General features: G+C 68.8%; 15 protein-coding genes and 5 pseudogenes. 11 read left to right on the top strand and 9 right to left on the bottom strand.

Annotated features, from left to right (window positions below):
* The 3 genes and pseudogenes from ACWCP8_RS37765 to ACWCP8_RS37755 form a co-directional block, all read right to left on the bottom strand.
* Positions 1–102, bottom strand: a pseudogene (locus ACWCP8_RS37765) (IS5/IS1182 family transposase); the annotation flags it as partial.
* Between the two features lie 33 nt (positions 103–135).
* Positions 136–1,779 carry an IS4 family transposase gene (locus ACWCP8_RS37760; RefSeq protein ID WP_352272756.1) on the bottom strand — a complete coding sequence of 548 codons (1,644 nt, stop codon included), beginning with the start codon at positions 1,777–1,779 and terminating at the stop codon, positions 136–138.
* Positions 1,780–1,910: 131 nt separating this feature from the next.
* Positions 1,911–2,141: pseudogene (locus ACWCP8_RS37755) on the bottom strand (IS5/IS1182 family transposase); the annotation flags it as partial.
* A gap of 169 nt (positions 2,142–2,310) precedes the next feature.
* Between ACWCP8_RS37755 and ACWCP8_RS37750 the strand changes: the two are divergent.
* From ACWCP8_RS37750 to ACWCP8_RS37740, 3 genes are all read left to right on the top strand, one after another.
* On the top strand, positions 2,311–3,048 hold the full coding sequence (locus tag ACWCP8_RS37750; protein ID WP_451120918.1) for a hypothetical protein: 738 nt from the start codon (positions 2,311–2,313) through the stop codon (positions 3,046–3,048).
* Positions 3,049–3,204: 156 nt separating this feature from the next.
* On the top strand, positions 3,205–4,458 hold the full coding sequence (locus ACWCP8_RS37745; RefSeq protein ID WP_451120916.1) for an IS256 family transposase: 1,254 nt from the start codon (positions 3,205–3,207) through the stop codon (positions 4,456–4,458).
* Positions 4,458–4,739 (top strand): DNA-binding protein, encoded by a 282-nt coding sequence (locus ACWCP8_RS37740; RefSeq protein WP_451120914.1) that lies wholly within the window; start codon positions 4,458–4,460, stop codon positions 4,737–4,739. Before ACWCP8_RS37745 ends, ACWCP8_RS37740 begins: the two co-directional genes overlap by 1 nt.
* A 512-nt stretch (positions 4,740–5,251) precedes the next feature.
* Here ACWCP8_RS37740 and ACWCP8_RS37735 read toward each other — a convergent pair.
* The 3 genes and pseudogenes from ACWCP8_RS37735 to ACWCP8_RS37725 form a co-directional block, all read right to left on the bottom strand.
* Positions 5,252–5,496: pseudogene (locus ACWCP8_RS37735) on the bottom strand (NAD(P)/FAD-dependent oxidoreductase); the annotation flags it as partial.
* 5 nt (positions 5,497–5,501) lie between these two features.
* Positions 5,502–5,921 carry an arsenate reductase ArsC gene (locus ACWCP8_RS37730; RefSeq protein WP_451120920.1) on the bottom strand — a complete coding sequence of 140 codons (420 nt, stop codon included), beginning with the start codon at positions 5,919–5,921 and terminating at the stop codon, positions 5,502–5,504.
* Between the two features lie 45 nt (positions 5,922–5,966).
* On the bottom strand, positions 5,967–6,602 hold the full coding sequence (locus ACWCP8_RS37725) for an arsenate-mycothiol transferase ArsC (protein ID WP_352270268.1): 636 nt from the start codon (positions 6,600–6,602) through the stop codon (positions 5,967–5,969).
* A 74-nt stretch (positions 6,603–6,676) separates the two neighbouring features.
* Between ACWCP8_RS37725 and ACWCP8_RS37720 the strand changes: the two genes are divergently transcribed.
* Genes ACWCP8_RS37720 through ACWCP8_RS37710 form a run of 3 tightly spaced genes read left to right on the top strand, consistent with a single transcriptional unit; the run spans position 6,677 to position 8,854 of the window.
* On the top strand, positions 6,677–6,985 hold the full coding sequence (locus ACWCP8_RS37720; RefSeq protein WP_451120912.1) for an ArsR/SmtB family transcription factor: 309 nt from the start codon (positions 6,677–6,679) through the stop codon (positions 6,983–6,985).
* A 34-nt stretch (positions 6,986–7,019) separates the two neighbouring features.
* On the top strand, positions 7,020–7,790 hold the full coding sequence (locus tag ACWCP8_RS37715) for an aquaporin (protein WP_451120910.1): 771 nt from the start codon (positions 7,020–7,022) through the stop codon (positions 7,788–7,790).
* Entirely contained in the window at positions 7,787–8,854 is a 1,068-nt protein-coding gene (locus tag ACWCP8_RS37710) for an ArsO family NAD(P)H-dependent flavin-containing monooxygenase (RefSeq protein ID WP_451120908.1), read from the top strand. Before ACWCP8_RS37715 ends, ACWCP8_RS37710 begins: the two co-directional genes overlap by 4 nt.
* Here the strand turns inward: ACWCP8_RS37710 and ACWCP8_RS37705 are convergent.
* Positions 8,837–9,256 carry a heavy metal-responsive transcriptional regulator gene (locus tag ACWCP8_RS37705; RefSeq protein ID WP_352270275.1) on the bottom strand — a complete coding sequence of 140 codons (420 nt, stop codon included), beginning with the start codon at positions 9,254–9,256 and terminating at the stop codon, positions 8,837–8,839. The genes ACWCP8_RS37710 and ACWCP8_RS37705 overlap by 18 nt on opposite strands.
* 54 nt (positions 9,257–9,310) lie before the next feature.
* Between ACWCP8_RS37705 and ACWCP8_RS37700 the strand changes: the two genes are divergently transcribed.
* The 3 genes from ACWCP8_RS37700 to ACWCP8_RS37690 all read left to right on the top strand — a co-directional run bounded on the left by ACWCP8_RS37700 (position 9,311) and on the right by ACWCP8_RS37690 (position 10,923).
* Positions 9,311–9,457, top strand: coding sequence for a hypothetical protein (locus ACWCP8_RS37700; RefSeq protein ID WP_451120906.1), 147 nt, complete (start codon positions 9,311–9,313; stop codon positions 9,455–9,457).
* A gap of 3 nt (positions 9,458–9,460) precedes the next feature.
* Positions 9,461–10,273, top strand: a complete 813-nt coding sequence (locus ACWCP8_RS37695) for an alkylmercury lyase family protein (protein WP_451120904.1) — start codon at positions 9,461–9,463, stop codon at positions 10,271–10,273.
* Between the two features lie 110 nt (positions 10,274–10,383).
* Positions 10,384–10,923 (top strand): DinB family protein, encoded by a 540-nt coding sequence (locus tag ACWCP8_RS37690; RefSeq protein ID WP_451120902.1) that lies wholly within the window; start codon positions 10,384–10,386, stop codon positions 10,921–10,923.
* An 8-nt stretch (positions 10,924–10,931) separates the two neighbouring features.
* Here ACWCP8_RS37690 and ACWCP8_RS37685 read toward each other — a convergent pair.
* Positions 10,932–11,430 (bottom strand): annotated as a pseudogene (locus ACWCP8_RS37685) (N-acetyltransferase family protein).
* Positions 11,427–11,789 (bottom strand): ArsR/SmtB family transcription factor, encoded by a 363-nt coding sequence (locus ACWCP8_RS37680; RefSeq protein ID WP_352270278.1) that lies wholly within the window; start codon positions 11,787–11,789, stop codon positions 11,427–11,429. Before ACWCP8_RS37680 ends, ACWCP8_RS37685 begins: the two are co-directional and overlap by 4 nt.
* A 232-nt stretch (positions 11,790–12,021) precedes the next feature.
* Between ACWCP8_RS37680 and ACWCP8_RS37675 the strand changes: the two genes are divergently transcribed.
* Positions 12,022–13,395, top strand: a complete 1,374-nt coding sequence (locus ACWCP8_RS37675) for an NAD(P)-binding domain-containing protein (RefSeq protein WP_451120899.1) — start codon at positions 12,022–12,024, stop codon at positions 13,393–13,395.
* A pseudogene (locus ACWCP8_RS37670) lies at positions 13,392–13,565 on the top strand (MFS transporter); the annotation flags it as partial. The gene ACWCP8_RS37675 and the pseudogene ACWCP8_RS37670, both read left to right, overlap by 4 nt.
* Between the last annotated feature and the right edge of the window lie 146 nt (positions 13,566–13,711).

Below are 13,711 nucleotides of genomic sequence, written 5' to 3'. Positions count from 1 at the left end.
CGACATCTCGGCCAGACCCAGGCCGATCATGCGGTCGTACGCTTCCAGCGCCAAGGCATGTACTCGTTGTGCTATCCCCAGCTCAGCCCACTGTTGGGGCCTCCCCCAAGGCCGGGTAGTTAACGTTTTCGCAGGTCACGCAAGTGGGGCTGGGGACCACGGTGTTGCGGCGTAGAGTCCGGGGCCGAGCTTGTGGATGAGGCCGCTGGCGGCCCAGCGGTTCAGTTGTCTGTACATGGTCTCCAGGGTGATATCGCCGAAGTGGGCGGCGATTTCGCGGGGTTGCCAGAGACGTGTGGGGTCCTTCTGGAGCAGGTCCAGGATGCGGTGTCGGCGTCGCGCGGCAGGGGCAGCATGCCGGTCGTCCCGGGATGCCGTGGGCGGTGTGGGTGACTGCTCCACGGGTTCGAGGACGGTGACGTCGAGGCGGGTTACGGTGCGGCTGGTATCGGGCCGGCCGTCGGCGTGGCGCTCGCTGTAGCGGGACATCGGTGATTTGACCTTGCGGGTGCTGACCCGTTGGCGCCGGGGCGGGAGCAGGCCGGTCAGGATCCGGCGGCCGATCGTCCCGAGGAGAGTGTCCCGATCGCTGTCCGCGGTGACGATGCCGGTGGCCTGGATCACCTGGTCGCGGGCGGTGTGGAGCGCGATGCTGAAACAGCAGCGGTCCGGGTCGGTGCCGGGGAGGGACTCGGCGGCGTCGACCATCACGGTGCGTAGGGCCTGGTAGAGCGTGAGCAGGGACCACATCTCCTGCTCGATGCCTGCCGGGTCGCCCGAGCGCAGGTTGTGCCCGTTCATGATCGTGTGGCGGAGCGCGTAGTACGCGGATTCGTGTTCCCACCGCTGGTGATAGAGGCCCACCAGCGCGGTGGCGGGGTAGCGGCGGGCGTCGGTCAAGGTCGTGACCAGTCGGTAGGACCCGGTGAAGGACGTGCCGTCCGCGCAGGTCACGGCGATTTTTGCGTCGATGATCCGCACTTTCACGGTGCCGATCACCGAAAGGTAGGACCCGTCGGCGAGGCGGGTGAGGACCGGGGTGCGGCGGTTGCTGCGGAGCCGGCCAAGGACCTGGGCGCTGGTGTCGGTGACCGCCGCGAGGAAGGCGTTACTGTCGAATCCCTTGTCCCACAGCACCAGCATGTCCGGCCGCAGCAGATGCAGCAGCCGGCCTGCGTAGCTCGTCTCGCCCTCGGCGGTGGGGCCGAACACTGCGCCGACCAGGGCCCGGGTGCCGGTCTCGATCAGCGTCATCAACTCCAGCGTCGGATAGCCATGATGTGAAGTCCGGCCCAGCCAGGCCCGGTTCCGTTCGGAATCAGGGACTCTCAGCGAACTGCAGCCGTCGAACGACACCGTCCGGTACGGGCCGAAACGCACTCCTGGCGTCCCTGGCTGGGCCAGCAGCCCGGCCAGCACCTCGAACAACGCCCGCACCGGCGCGCTGCCGATCCGCCGCCGCAGGTCACGCAACGCCTTCGCCGACGGACAGGCCACCGGCATCCCGGACAGACCAGCGGTCAGCTTGTCCCAGACGAGGCGATAGCCGACCTCAGGGAACAGGCACATCGCCAGCAGGAAGTAGACCCCCACCCGAGATGGAAGATCACGCAGCCGCCGCTGCACCGCCCTCGTCTCTGCAAGGACCGCGTCCACGAGCTCGAACGGCACGACGGCGGTCAGCTCCCCCAGATGCCCGGGAGCAAACCGGCCCGCGGCCACGGTGACCGTATGGGTGATGGCCGTCAGCGCAGGCGGCAGTACACAATGACGGGGCAACGGAGCTCCTTCGGGACAAGCTGTCTTGGTCGACTGCCTGTACCAACGAGCTCCGTTGCTCTGCGTCGGGAATCCTTCAACTCCCTTGCGTGACCTGCGAAAACGTTAACTACCCGGCCTTGGGGGAAGCCCCGTTTGACGCGTCGTCGGATGGTGCGGTCGGAGCACCCGGGACTCGCGATCCGCTCGTACCCCGAACCGTGGACCAGAGCCAGCACGACGTGCTCGAACACGACACGGTCCGACACCCGGCGGCGGTGACACCCGAGCGGATGGCTCGCCGAGAACCCCTCCCGCACCGGCAGGAGAGCAGCGAACTGGTCCCACAGGGGTTCGAGCAGGCAAGATGGCACTGCAGGCACGGGTCCTCCGTGTGATCACTGAGCGTCGAGAACTCCATGATCACGCAGGGCCCGTGCCTGTCTCGTTTCCGGGACCGTCAGCCAACGAGCGACGTAGCCATTTGCCGGTCGGTCTTAAAGTTCTGGCATGTTTTTCTCTGCTACTCCGAAGCAATCCACGTCTGGGGGCGTGTTCTCGTCGCTGCCGCGACAGCGCACACGTCGGCGGCGGCTCGCCACGGCTACCGGAACTAGTCTCGTCGTGATCGCCGGAGGCATATGGCTTCTGTTGGGCACCGGACCCAAACCAGGCGACCATGCGCCCATGGCCATATGTGCCGTCGACAGCAAAACCCTGCGCGCCGACGTAGACGCGGACGGACAACTGGACGAGATCCACGACCAACACGGCGACGGCACCAATTCAGTGGTCTTCCAGAGAGACGATCACCGCACCACTGTCAGCGTTGGAGATGCCCGCGGGTTTTGGCAGAAGCTGCGAGGCACACATGAGGAGCACATGGAGACACGGGGAACCCTCGGCGACTTCGACGGCGACGGGTACCTCGATCTGGCCCTCTTCTACAGTCAGCGCGACGAGGGCGACACTCCGCAGCACAACATGGTGGTGCATGAGGTGCACTACGGGCCTCTCGCCCGCGACCTGAGCAGTGACCGGACGGGCACCATCCGCATGAAGCACTCGACGTTCGTGTACGGGGTGCGGGCCACCGACACCAATCACGACGGCCGCGCCGAGCTCCAGGTCTTCCAGTCAGGCGGGGATGGCGCCGTTTCCCGCTATATCGGTCGGCAGTACGGCGGCGGAGTCTCTGTGAGCCATGAGGAGACCGATTTCTACGGGGTGGCGGACTGGCCCGAACTCAAGCTCGGTTGGCTCGACTTCGGTGCCTGTGCAGATCGCTAGTGCTCCAGTGTGCGGAACTGCCGAGCAATGCTCAAGACCTGTGGATCGGCCTCGGGAGGGGTGCCTCGCGGAACGCGGAGGGCGTACCTTCCCGAGCGATCGATTGATGGTCACCGAGTAGACCCGCGTTGCGCCGCGGGTCGGGAAGGCACGCCCGTGCTCAGCGTAGTCAACGAAGAGGGAACCACCGAGACCGGATCCCTAATGGACGACATCGTCCGTGAGGGTGCGCGGCGGATGCTCGCCGCGGCCCTGGAGGCCGAAGTCAACCAGTACATAGCCGAGTTGTCCGGTGACCGGGATGAGGCCGGTCGCCGTCTGGTGGTCCGCAACGGTCATCATCGCGAACGGAAGGTGACCACCGCCGCCGGGTCGGTCGCGGTGAAGGCGCCTCGCGTGAATGACAAGCGTGTTGACGTGGAGACTGGAGAGCGCAAGCGGTTCTCGTCGAAGATCCTTGCGCCGTGGTGCCGGAAGTCTCCGAAGGTCAGTGAGGTCCTGCCCCTGCTCTACCTTCACGGACTGTCCTCCGGGGATTTCGTGCCCGCGATGGAGCAGTTCCTGGGATCCTCGACCGGCCTCTCGCCGGCGACGGTGACCCGACTGACGAAGCAGTGGGCCGAGGACCACACGGCCTTCCAGGCCCGCGACCTGTCGGATTCCAACTACGCCTACGTGTGGGCCGACGGCGTCCACCCCAAGGTCCGCCTCGGCCAGGCCCAGTCCTGCGTCCTGGTCCTGATGGGCGTGCGCCCCGACGGCCGCAAGGAACTCATCGCGCTGGCCGAGGGGCTGCGTGAATCGACCGAGTCGTGGGCGGACCTGCTGCGCGACTGCCGCCGACGCGGCATGCGCGATCCCGAACTCGTGGTCGGGGATGGCGCGATGGGCCTATGGCGGGCCCTGGCGGAGGTATTTCCACAGGCCAGACACCAGAGGCGCTGGGTTCATAAAGTCCGCAATGTCATGAACGCGCTACCGAAGTCGGCCCAGCCCGGCGCGAAGAAGGCCCTGCAAGAAATCTACAACGCCGAGGACCGCGACCACGCCGAGAAGGCGGTCAAGGGCTTCGAGCGCGCTTACGGCGTCAAATGGCCGAAAGCGGCCAAGAAGGTCACCGACGAGACCGACGAGCTCCTCGCGTTCTACGACTTCCCCGCCGAACACTGGGTGCACCTGCGCACGACAAACCCCATCGAGAGCACTTTCAGCACCGTGAAGCTGCGGACCAAGGTCACCCGCGGGGCCGGCAGCCCGGTCGCGGCCCTGGCGATGGTGTTCAAGCTCGTCGAGTCCGCCCAGACCCGCTGGCGCGCGATCACCGCACCTCACCTTGTTGCCCTCGTCCGCAACGGCGCCCGCTTCAAGAACGGTCACCTCGTCGAACACTCCGAAGCGGGGGCCGCCTGATGACTCCGAAAGACGAGCGCCGCTACCCAAAGCTCCTGCGGGTTCCCCAGCTGGCAGACGATGTCTGGCTGTCCCAGCCCGAGGCCGCCCGCCAACTGGGCATCGCTCTATTTCGCATCGGCGCACTCATCGCCTGCGGACACCTGGCGCCCGCGATGAACTCGGCCGGGAGGGCGGGCGTCACGATCACCAGCGTGCAGGCAGAGAAGATCTGGCGCGACAGCGCCACATACCGCGCAAAAGCCCTTCGTCTTCTCAAGGACACGATCGGCTTCTTCTAACTGCCCGGTCCACAGGTCTTGACGATTACTCCGGACTGCCCTTATGGGAGCTTCAGTGAGCAAGTCTGTTCCATCCCTGAGCACCGGGTGAGGAAGTTCAGGGCTCTGGCCGCAGTTCCGTGATCGACCAGTTAGCGAGCTTTCGGTTAGTGGAAGGCCACGACTAGTCGAACGGCGTCCTCAGGGGCGGTGTGGTCGCACAGTTTCGCTTGCTGATCTTGTTACCCCGCGCCGGCGACGGAACCAGCGGCCAACAACGCGACCCAGCGCCGGGGCCAGTCCACCTCGGTGCCCCCTCAGCTGCATCCCACACCGAGTACAGTCCTTGCCTGGTCCGGGCGCGGGCGAGGTCGTGCTCCGTGGCGTCTTGCCGAGCACGGGCTCGCCGGGCTGGCCGATGGCCGGTGGACGAGAAGACTGGCTAACCTCCACCTCCGGTTATACCGACCGATACCTCCGCCTCGAATTCACCGTCATCGACGTGCATGGCAACTTCTCGACGTGCATGGCAACTTCTCGGCCTGGGCCCACATGTTGTCCATGAGCTCGGTGCCGTCGATGCCGTTTGGGAGGCCGGGAAAGTTCTCGACCTCGGTAGTGGTCGTCAGCGAGCCGCCGACGAAGATCGTGCTTCCCAGGAGCAGGGGCTTGAGCTGGGCGCGGACGGTGTAGCGGGCGGCGGTGTATCCGGCGGGGCCGGAGCCTATGACGTGACGTTGCGGACGTCGTCGACTGTGACGGTGGTCGGGTCGGTCAAAGGGCTCACGCCTCCTGCTTCGCGTCGATCTCGGCGATGAGGCCCTCGATGAGGCCCTCGATCTCGTCGCGGATCGGGCGGACGGCCTCCACGCCCTGGCCGGCCGGGTCCTCCAGGTCCCAGTCGAGGTACTTCTTGCCGGGGAAGATCGGGCAGGCGTCGCCACAGCCCATGGTGATGACGTAGTCCGACGCTTGGACGGCCTCGGTCGTCAGGACCTTCGGCTTCTGGTCGGAGATGTCGACGCCGACCTCCTTCATCGCCTCGACCGCGGCCGGGTTGACCTGGTCACCCGGGATGGAGCCAGCGGAGCGGACCTCGATCCGGTCGCCGGCGAGATGGTTCAGGAACCCGGCGGCCATCTGCGAGCGACCGGCGTTGTGGACGCAGACGAAGAGCACGGAGGCGAGCGGAGCGGTCATCAGTTCTTCCTTAGGGAGGGATGGAGCGTGGTGCGGGGGCGGAAAGACTCAGGTTCCGGACAGGGCGTCCAGCAGGGCGGTGATCCGGGCGTCGATGCCATCGCGGATGGAACGCACGACCCCGATCGGGGCGCCGTCGGGGTCCGGGACAGGCCAGTCCAGGTAGCGGTGGCCGGGCATCACGGGGCAGGCATCGCCGCAGCCCATGGTGATCACGATGTCAGCGGCCTGGACGACCTCGTCGGTCAGCGGCTTGGGATAGACCTCATCGAGCGCGACGCCCGCCTCGGTGAGCGCCTGGACCACGTGAGGGTCGACGGCGCCGGAAGGGTGAGTGCCGGCGGAGGAGACGATCACGTCGTCCCCGGCCCGGTGCGCGAGCAGGGCTGCCGCCATCTGCGAGCGGCCGGCGTTGTGGCTGCACACGAACAGCACCCGCGGTCGGCCGCCGACGGTCGGACTCTCGACATGTGCCAACGCGTCCAGGCGCTCGGCGGCGAACCGCTCCGCCATCACCACCAAGTGCGTGCGCACGTGCGCATTCGCGGCCAGCTGCTCGTATGAGTCGGCGATCAGCCGCTGTACTGTCTCCACCGAAAATCGGCCCTGGTGCCGCACGGCGAGACGGGCGACACCGGCCGCGAGACGTTCGTCGGGAAGGACCGGGTACGAGGACGCGGTCATGGCGAGAACCCCCCGGGTTCAAAGAGGTCAGCCCAGGCTGGTATCAGCTCCGGGTGATGTGAGAGTATCAGCCCATGATGACGTCAGTCGATACTGATCTGATCCGGGTTCTGAGTGACCCCCTGCGCCTCCAGATCGTGACCCTGCTCGCCCGCGAGACGCTCTGCACCACCCACCTCGTCGAGGAGACCGGCGCCAAGCAGACCAACCTCTCCAACCACCTGAGAGTGCTGCGCGAGGCCGGGGTCGTCGAGACCGAACCCTGCGGCCGGTTCACCTACTACCGGCTCAAGCCTGACGTCATCGAAGCCCTGGCCGGGCAGTTCGGCGCCCTCGCCGAGACCGCGCGCGCCAACGCCGACACCAAGAGAGCCTGCCCGTAGCCTCTCGCCTCACCTGCCCGAGGAGACCCTGCCCGTGACCGTCACCGAGCCCGCCACGAGCGACGCCATAGCCGCCGACACGTCGCCCCAGCCCGCGCCCGGCGCCACCCCGCCCCGCACCCCGCTGGTCGCCCGCGCCGCCGCCGAGCTCGTCGGCACCGCCGCCCTGGTGGCGATCGTCGTCGGCTCTGGCATCCAGGCCACCCAGCTCACCGACGACGTCGCGCTGCAGCTGCTCGCCAACTCCACCGCCACCGTCTTCGGCCTCGGTGTCCTGATCGCCCTCCTCGGGCCGGTCTCCGGTGCCCACTTCAACCCGGCCGTCACCCTGGCCGAGTGGTGGACCGCCCGCCGCGGCGGCGCGGGCGTGAACGTGCGCGAGCTCGCCGTCTACGTCCCGTCCCAGATCGTCGGTGCGATCGCGGGTGCGATGCTGGCGGACGCGATGTTCGGCGAGCCGCTGGTGAAGTGGTCCACACACGACCGCTCGGCCGGAAACCTGCTCCTCGGCGAGGTCGTGGCGACGGCTGGCCTGATCCTGCTGATCTTCGGCCTGGCCCGTACCGACCGCCTCCGCTTCGCACCCGTCGCGGTCGCCTCGTACATAGGCGCCGCCTACTGGTTCACCTCCTCCACCTCCTTCGCCAACCCGGCGGTGACCATCGGCCGCGCCTTCACCGACACCTTCGCGGGCATCTCCCCCGCCTCCGTTCCGGCGTTCATCGGCATGCAGCTGATCGGCGCCGTCGTGGGCCTGGCGCTGGTCGCGGTCATCTTCATGCGCGGCAAGACGACCACCGAATGACGCAGGTCGCAGACGTGGTGGTGATCGGCGGCGGCCAGGCCGGGCTCGCCGCCGGCTACCACCTGCGCCGCCTCGGCCTCGGCCTCGACTTCGTCATCCTCGACGCCCAGCCCACCTCGGGCGGCGCCTGGCAGCACACATGGGACTCCCTCCACCTCTTCTCGCCAGCCGCGTACTCCTCCCTGCCAGGCCGGCTCATGCCACCGCAGCCCGGGGAGACGTACCCGGACGCCGCCCATGTCGTCTCGTACCTCACCGACTACGAGCAGCGGTACGACCTCCCCGTCCTCCGGCCCGTCCGCGTCGGGGGGGTTCACCGGGACGGGGAGTTCCTTCGCGTCGAGGCGGACGCTGGCACGTGGCGGACTCGTACGGTGATCAGCGCGACCGGCACCTGGTGGCGCCCCTTCGTCCCCGCAGTGCCCGGGCGTACAGAGTTCAAGGGCACCCAACTCCACACCGTCGAGTACCGACGCCCAGCCGACCTCGCTGGGCAGCGGGTCGTGGTGGTGGGCGGCGGGAACTCCGGCGCCCAGATCGCCGCCGACCTCGCGTACGACACCGATCTCACCTGGGTCACCCTGCGCGAGCCCCGCTACCTCGCCGACGACATCGACGGCCGTGTCCTCTTCGACCACGCCACCGCCCGCCGCCGCGCCCTCGACGCGGGCCGCACGGATACGGGAGGCGTCGCCTCGCTGGGCGACATCGTCGCCGTACCGCCCGTACGCGAAGCGCGCGACGCGGGACTGCTGAAGGCGCAGCCGATGTTCGCGCGTCTGACGCCCGGGGGTGTCGAGTGGGCCGACGGTACGACCGCGGAGGCCGACGCGATCGTCTGGTGCACCGGCTTCCGCCCGGCCCTGTCCCATCTGGCGCCGCTCGGCTTGCGGGGCCCCCGCGGCCACATCCCGACGGCGGGGACACGGGCACTCGGCGAACCCCGCCTTCATCTTCTCGGCTACGGCGACTGGACCGGCCCAGCCTCGGCCACCCTCATCGGTGCCGGCCGCCCCGCCCGCGAGGCAGCCCGCCAGATCGCCGACCTACTTTGCCCTGTGTGAGCCAACGGAGCGCGTGAGGATGGTGCAGATGTCGCCGTCCGTGCACGTGTCCGGGTCGGTCACGGCGGCCCGGCAGGCCAGTTCGCGCAGCGCGGCGCGTGCCTCGCGCAGCTCGGTCACGCGGTGCTCGATGTCGGCCAAGTGCTGGTCGATCAGTGTGCTGACCTGGGCGCAGGGGGCCTGGCCGCTGTCGCGCAGGGCGAGGACCGAGCGGATCTCAGCGAGAGTGAGCCCGGCGGCCTGGGCGTCGCGGACGAAGGAGAGCCGGGTGGCGGCCTGCTCCGGGTAGTCGCGGTAGCCGCCGGAGGTGCGTGGGGGCGCGGGCAGCAGGCCCGCCTGTTCGTAGAAGCGGATCGTCTTGGTCGACAGCCCCGCCTGCGTGGCGAGCTCTCCGATTCTCATGCCGCCAGGGTACGTCTTGACCTTCCATCGCACTGGAAGGTCTACGGTCGCCCCATGAGGGTCACGAGGATCACTGTGCTGACCGTGCCGGACTGCCCCAACGCCCCCGTCGCACGGGAGCGGATCAACGCCACGCTGGACGGCCGCGAGGCGGAGGTGGAACTGGTCGAGGTACGAGACGAGGCGGAGGCCGCGCGGTGAGGGATGACCGGTTCGCCGACCGTCCTCGTCAACGGTGCCGACCCGTTCGCGGTGCCTGGTGCGCCGGCCAGTGTCTCCTGCCGCCTGTACCGGGACGAGGAGGGCCCCACGGGCGGGGCACCCAGCGTCGAGGCGCTGCGGAAGGCGCTCGCGGGGGCGGAGGAGTGCTGCGAGGACGATGTCCTTGATCCGATCGGGCGGGCGGGACGTGGCCGCCGGGCTCCTGCCGAGCGAGGGCTGCGTGCCGTCCACCAGGCAGTGTTGCGGCACTTCGTCGCGACCGGTTCCGCACCGAGTACATCCGATCTCGAAGCGGTGGCAGCCAATGCGGGCCGCCCAGCTGCTGATGTCCTTGCCGAGCTGGACGCCGAGGACTTCCTCGCCCTCGACACCGAAGGCAGGATGCGAGCCGCGTACCCCTTCTCCGCGGTTGAGACGCCTCACCGGGTCAAGCTCGGCAACGGGGTGGAAGCGTGGTCGATGTGCGCAATCGACGCCCTCGGCATCGCCGCGATGCTCGACCAGGACATCCGGGTCACCTCCTCCGACCCGGTCAGCGGTCACCCGGTCACTGTCTCCTTCGCCAGCGGCACGGCACGGTGGGAGCCCGATGGTGCGGTCGTCTTCATTGGCCGACGACCGAGACAAGGCCCGGCAGCCGACGTGTGCTGCGACGCCCTGAACTTCTTCGCCGACCGCTCAACGGCCGAGACGTGGGCGCGCCGCCACCCCGACATCCCCGGCCGCATCAGCAGTCCCTCCGAGGCCGTCGCCATCGCAACGCAGACCTTCGGACCGCTGCTCGCCGAGGACTGAACGAGAGCATCGGGTTCAACGGCGCATCCGGGCCTGGGAATCATCTACGGGCCTGGGAATCATCTAGGACCCCGGGGGGAACCCGGGCTCCGAACAGGAGCGGAGTGATGATGGGCGATCGTTCAGTGTTGGACCGGCAGGCCGTCCTCGACGACTACGCCAGGGCCCGCCGGACCTTCCACGCGCTGCTGGATGACACGCCGCCGGCCAACCTCGCCCGCCCGTCCAGCGGCACCCGCTGGACCAATAGGCAACTGCTGTGGCACATGCTCTTCGGCTACCTCATCACCCGGGTCCTGCTGGGCCTCGCACGCGTCTTCAGCCGACTGCCCAGGAGCGCGAGCAAGGGCTTCGCCAGAGCCCTGAACGCGGGGACGCACCCCTTCGACGCGATCAACTACCTCGGGCCGTGCGGGGCGGTAAGGGCCGTCGGGCCACGAAGGATGGGCATCGCGTTTGACCGGATCACCGGCTCGCTGGAGCGGCAGCTCGCGAAGGAGTCCGAGCGTGACCTGGCGCGGGGCATGCACTACCCGGTCCGGTGGGACCCGTTCTTCAAGGACTTTATGACCCTCGCGGACCTCTACCGGTATCCCACCCAGCACTTCGACTTCCACCATCGCCAGCTCACTCTCGGCGAGAGCGGCTGAGGCGCCGGTCAGTCGATGTGGGGGCTGCGGCGTTCGACGAGGACGTGTCGCGCCAGACGCCGTGGTGCCGGCCGATGCGCTCGCGGGTGCCGATGACCCGGAAGCCGGCGCGGGCGTGGACGGCGAGGCTGGCCGTGTTCTCGGGGAAGGTGCCGGACTGGATGGTCCAGATCCCGGCCGCCTCGGTGGAGTCGACCAGCGCCTTCAGCAGCGCGGAGGCGATGCCCCGGCCGCGGGCGTGAGGGTGGACGTAGACCGAGTGCTCGACCACGCCCGCGTACGCGCAGCGGTCGGAGATCTTGGCGGCGGCGACCCAGCCGAGAACGGTGCCGTCAGCGTCCAGGGCGGGGAAGCGATGCTCGGGCAGCTTGGCCGCATCGCGCTCCGCCCATGTCGGAGCGGTGGTCTCGAGGTGGCGTCGCCCTCGTCGATACCGGCCTGGTAGATCGCGACGACCTCGTCAGCGTGGTCGGCGGTAAGGGGCACCACGATCGTGGAGGCGGTCATGCGGCTGCGGCCTTGGTGAGGAGCGCACCCATGGCGGCGAGGACGGCGGGCTCAACGCGGTAGTACACCCAGGTGCCGCGCCGCTCCGAGGAGAGCAGCCCGGCCTCCTTCAGCTTCTTCAGATGGTGGGAGACGGTCGGCTGCGAGACGCCGACGTCGGAGATGTCGCAGACGCACGCCTCGCCGCCCTCGTGCGAGGCGACGGAGGAGAAGAGCCGCAGCCGAACCGGATCGCCGAGCGCCTTGAACATCACGGCGGTCCGTTCGGCCTCCTCGGCCGTCAGCGGACGCTCGGCCAGGGGCGGGCAGCAGGGCTCGACAGTGGGCTCCAGGAGCGGCAGTGCCTTCGCATTCGACATACGTCTATGTTGACACATGTCGAACTAGGCACCCTGGGGCTGCGTCCTGCGCCGTCGGCGGGCAAGCCGTCGGGCGGTCGACCGGGTCCGGCTGCGAGATGTCTACGACCTTGCCGTGCTCCATGCGAACGACCGGCTAATTTGATGAATGTCTATGTTGACGCTTATCGATACAGATGCCATGCTGAGGGCGCAAGAGATCGACGGATGTCGAAACGCAAGGGGAATCGCCATGAACACCACCGCCGCCGAGCAGTTGCCGGTCGTGGTCATCGGGGCCGGCCCTGCCGGTCTGGCTGCCGCTGCCCATCTCGTCGACCGCGGCCTGGAGCCTCTGGTCCTGGAGGCGGGTGCGCAGGTGAGTGCGGCGGTGCGCGAGTGGTCGCACGTGCGGCTCTTCTCCACGTGGGGCGAGGTCACCGACCCGGCGACCGAGAAGCTGCTCGCTCCGACCGGCTGGGTGAAGCCGGACGCGGCGACCTACCCGACCGGCGGCGACTGGGCGGAGCAGTACCTGCAGCCGCTCGCCGATGTGCTCGGCGACAAGGTGCGCCTCGGCGCCCGGGTCACCGGCGTCTCCCGCTCGGGCCGCGACCGGATCGTCGACGCCGATCGCGAGGCCCAGCCCTTCACCGTCTACGTCGCCTACGCCGACCGCCGCGAGGAGCGAATCCTCGCCCGCGCTGTCATCGACGCCTCCGGCACCTGGGCCATCCCCAGCCCGGCCGGCGGCGACGGACTTCCCGCACTCGGCGAGCTCGCGGCCGCCAACCGGATCTCCTACCGCGTCCCGGACCTGAAGGACTCCGCCGTACGGGCCCGGTACGCCGGGAAGCGCACAGCTGTGATCGGCTCCGGCGCGTCCGCCTTCACGGCGCTCGCGTCCCTCGCCGACCTCGCGAAGTCCGAGGACGGCAACGGTACGCACGCCACCTGGATCCTGCGCCGCGGCATCTCCGGCTCCACCTTCGGCGGCGGCACTGCCGACCAGCTTCCCGCCCGCGGCGCGCTCGGCCTCGCCGCGAAGGCTGCGGTCGACGAGGGGCACGCGGACGCCGTCACAGGTTTCCGTACGGACGCGATCGAGCACGACGGCGAGCAGCTCGTGCTGGTCGCCGAGAACGGTCGACGGCTCGACCCGGTCGACGAGGTCATCGTCCTGACGGGCTTCCGCCCCGACCTGTCCTTCCTCGACGAGCTCCGCCTGGGCCTCGACGAGCGCCTCCAGGCACCCGTCGAGCTCGCTCCGCTCATCGACCCGAACCAGCACTCCTGCGGCACCGTCTACCCGCACGGCGTGAAGGAGCTCTCCCACCCGGAGGAGGGCGTCTACCTGGTCGGCATGAAGTCTTACGGCCGCGCCCCGACCTTCCTCGTCCTCACCGGCTACGAGCAGGTCCGCTCCGTCGTCGCCGCGATCGCCGGCGACCACGAGTCCGCCGAGCGCGTCGAGCTCGTGCTCCCCGAGAGCGGGGTCTGCGGCGGCGCCGGCCTCTTCGATCAACCGCAGACCGGCGAGGCGACCGACGATGGCGGCTGCTGCGCCCCCGCGCCCGCGCTCATCCAGCTCGGCGCCACGAGCCCAGCGCCCTCCTGCGGCTCGTGACCGATCTCAACACCCGCCTGGACGGGGCCGCGGCCGGAACTGGGGACCGGTCGCGGCCCCGCGCTGTACTGCCCGCGCTGTGCCTCACCCAGATCACCAGCTGGGGAATCGTCTACTACGCCTTCCCCGTCCTCAGCCCGGCGACCGGTTGGTGTGCGGGCTCGACTACCAACACCAATTGACAGTACAGCCGCCTCAACCCCAACCAGCCGCCGCATGACGATCACGTGCTTGTCAGCGGAAGCGGAGCCAGCACCCGTCGGAGTCGTTCCTGAGTGCCTGCCGTAGGTTCCCGGCCATGGACACGAACACACAG

It is taken from the genome of Streptomyces sp. NPDC002206 (assembly GCF_053593595.1).
This window is presented reverse-complemented; position numbering and strand designations above follow the sequence as displayed.

Coding starts and splice junctions, on each gene's coding strand:
- ACWCP8_RS37740 (WP_451120914.1), top strand. CDS start 4,458: ATGACTCCGAAAGACGAGCGCCGCTACCCAAAGCTCCTGCGGGTTCCC.
- ACWCP8_RS37725 (WP_352270268.1), bottom strand. CDS start 6,602: ATGACCGCGTCCTCGTACCCGGTCCTTCCCGACGAACGTCTCGCGGCC.
- ACWCP8_RS37720 (WP_451120912.1), top strand. CDS start 6,677: ATGATGACGTCAGTCGATACTGATCTGATCCGGGTTCTGAGTGACCCC.
- ACWCP8_RS37710 (WP_451120908.1), top strand. CDS start 7,787: ATGACGCAGGTCGCAGACGTGGTGGTGATCGGCGGCGGCCAGGCCGGG.
- ACWCP8_RS37705 (WP_352270275.1), bottom strand. CDS start 9,256: ATGAGAATCGGAGAGCTCGCCACGCAGGCGGGGCTGTCGACCAAGACG.
- ACWCP8_RS37700 (WP_451120906.1), top strand. CDS start 9,311: ATGAGGGTCACGAGGATCACTGTGCTGACCGTGCCGGACTGCCCCAAC.
- ACWCP8_RS37695 (WP_451120904.1), top strand. CDS start 9,461: ATGACCGGTTCGCCGACCGTCCTCGTCAACGGTGCCGACCCGTTCGCG.
- ACWCP8_RS37690 (WP_451120902.1), top strand. CDS start 10,384: ATGGGCGATCGTTCAGTGTTGGACCGGCAGGCCGTCCTCGACGACTAC.
- ACWCP8_RS37680 (WP_352270278.1), bottom strand. CDS start 11,789: ATGTCGAATGCGAAGGCACTGCCGCTCCTGGAGCCCACTGTCGAGCCC.
- ACWCP8_RS37675 (WP_451120899.1), top strand. CDS start 12,022: ATGAACACCACCGCCGCCGAGCAGTTGCCGGTCGTGGTCATCGGGGCC.